Raw genomic sequence first — 1,890 nt, forward strand, 5'->3', positions numbered from 1 at the left:
CGTCATCATCGGCGATGTTTCCAGGCCCCTCGAACACACTGGCGATTTCGGTTACGACGTAGCAGTGATCACACCGGTCAATATTCTCAAAGGCATCGTGAGCAGTGACATCAGGGTCGCTTTCAACGGGCCCGTTTCAGAGTCTCGCCCCCGGTGCTGTGAAAAAGGAGGACGCTACCTGTTCTTCATCGCAAAAAACCCAAGCGGCGACTACTATTCCATCAATGGACTTATGGCATATTCCGAATTGATCGAGCAAACAGCTCCGCAACACCGTGAATTCAATATGTCATATCTTCAACGTCGAACCGTGAAGCAAACTTGAACATGCCACTGTTCAATTATGACGACATCGTCAAACCCACCCACACAGCCCCCTCCTCTGCCCGCCCGGGCAGCAAGGCATGGGTTGTCGGTATATACGAGATACGTCACGGCGACTTTCTGAAAAAGTTTCCAGACGGCGTGGTGTATACCATCGAATTTGAAGATGGTATGTCAATCGAAGTAGAGGAGGTCCACTTGGAACGCTGTGACATGTAGAGCCAGGCCAAGTACTGCAGCGGTCAGGCGCCGAGCGGATTATGGGTGATGCGCTTCTGCATGGTGGAACCGAAGGTCATGCTCTCCAGCCCGATCAGCCCTAGGCTTAGGCAAGAAGTAGGAGCAGGATTGCATACAACACATTATCTTTCATGTGTAGAGAAGTAACCAAATAACACCTCAAAAGAAAAACATTCTCAATATCGTTAAAAATAGTCCAACCCCGATTTCCCCATTGACTTGCGCATGACTATCACTATCACCTCCCGCTTTATCACCTGGCCATTTAGTCGCGCACGACTGCTATGACACGTAAACTCAATGCAAATGGACTTGAAATGAAAACGCGTCAAACGCGCCATCTATTGGCGTCCCTCGCAACTGCATTTACCTGCTCGTTCAACAGTACAAGTACTTGCGCCCTCGAATCCCCTTTCGAGCAAATCGTTTCGCAACCCAAAGATACGTTTGGCTATCAAAATGTTGAAAGCGTCGATCCTGCCAGTGGCAGCCTGCTGATAAAACATATTGATGTTAATCTTCCAGGCCCGAATGGCATGAACATTACTTTGCTCCGAACCTATAATACCGGCGCCCTCAGCGCGGGCCTGGGTTCTACCTACAGAAAGTCATTCAGCTGGACGGCACTAGGCCCTGGATGGACATTACGAGCTGCGCCTCGAATTGTTCACGGAAATCTGTTCAAGAGCACCAATCGAACGCCATCGACAGCCCCTAAACAAATCTATGACAAAAGCCAGATGGCAGGAGCACTGTGCGTCGGCACCGCAGTATCCACGCTATCTCCTGCAGGCATTTTCTTGCAACTTCCCGATGGTACCCAGCACCAGGTATTCTCAAGTGGCGGCCACAAAGGCAGGACCAAGAATAACTGGCAGGTCTCTTGTATTAATAATCAGGTCACTGCGCATTCTCCAGACGGCATTCTCTACGACTTCGGGAATTGGAGCACTGACCGTAACGGCGGAACAGAAAGCACTAACGACATCATAGAATCATCATTTGGCATGCCCATTGATGCCCCCGTAAAACCGACAATAACTTACATCGATGCAAAAAAAGCAACTGACCTTTTTGGTAACTGGATCGCTTACGACTATACCCCCAGAAGCACCTCGACTACCCCCCTCCCTCTTCCCTCGACCATATATGCTCCCCGCGGTATCGCAGAGCCGGATAGCAGGTACGAGCAAGCAAGATTATTGACAAGAATAACATCAAGTGACAGACGCACTGTCACGCTTGCCTACAATTCAAAATCCTTTCGTTTAGAATCGATAACCGACACCACGGGTAATCTCTGGAAATATACCTATCTCACGGCGA

Annotated in this window: 3 protein-coding genes; all 3 read left to right on the top strand. The window is 49.5% G+C overall.

Annotated elements, in window-relative coordinates; translation table 11 throughout:
- On the top strand, positions 1-325 hold a 325-nt coding region (locus tag G3436_RS25890), incomplete at its 5' end, for a hypothetical protein (RefSeq protein WP_163951092.1).
- Positions 326-327: 2 nt separating this feature from the next.
- Positions 328-543, top strand: coding sequence for a hypothetical protein (locus G3436_RS25895; protein ID WP_163951094.1), 216 nt, complete (start codon positions 328-330; stop codon positions 541-543).
- Between the two features lie 338 nt (positions 544-881).
- A partial coding sequence (locus G3436_RS25900) for a DUF6531 domain-containing protein (protein ID WP_163951096.1) occupies positions 882-1,890 on the top strand: 1,009 nt, incomplete at its 3' end.

This window comes from Pseudomonas brassicae (assembly GCF_010671725.1).
GTDB classification, from domain to species: Bacteria; Pseudomonadota; Gammaproteobacteria; order Pseudomonadales; family Pseudomonadaceae; genus Aquipseudomonas; species Aquipseudomonas brassicae.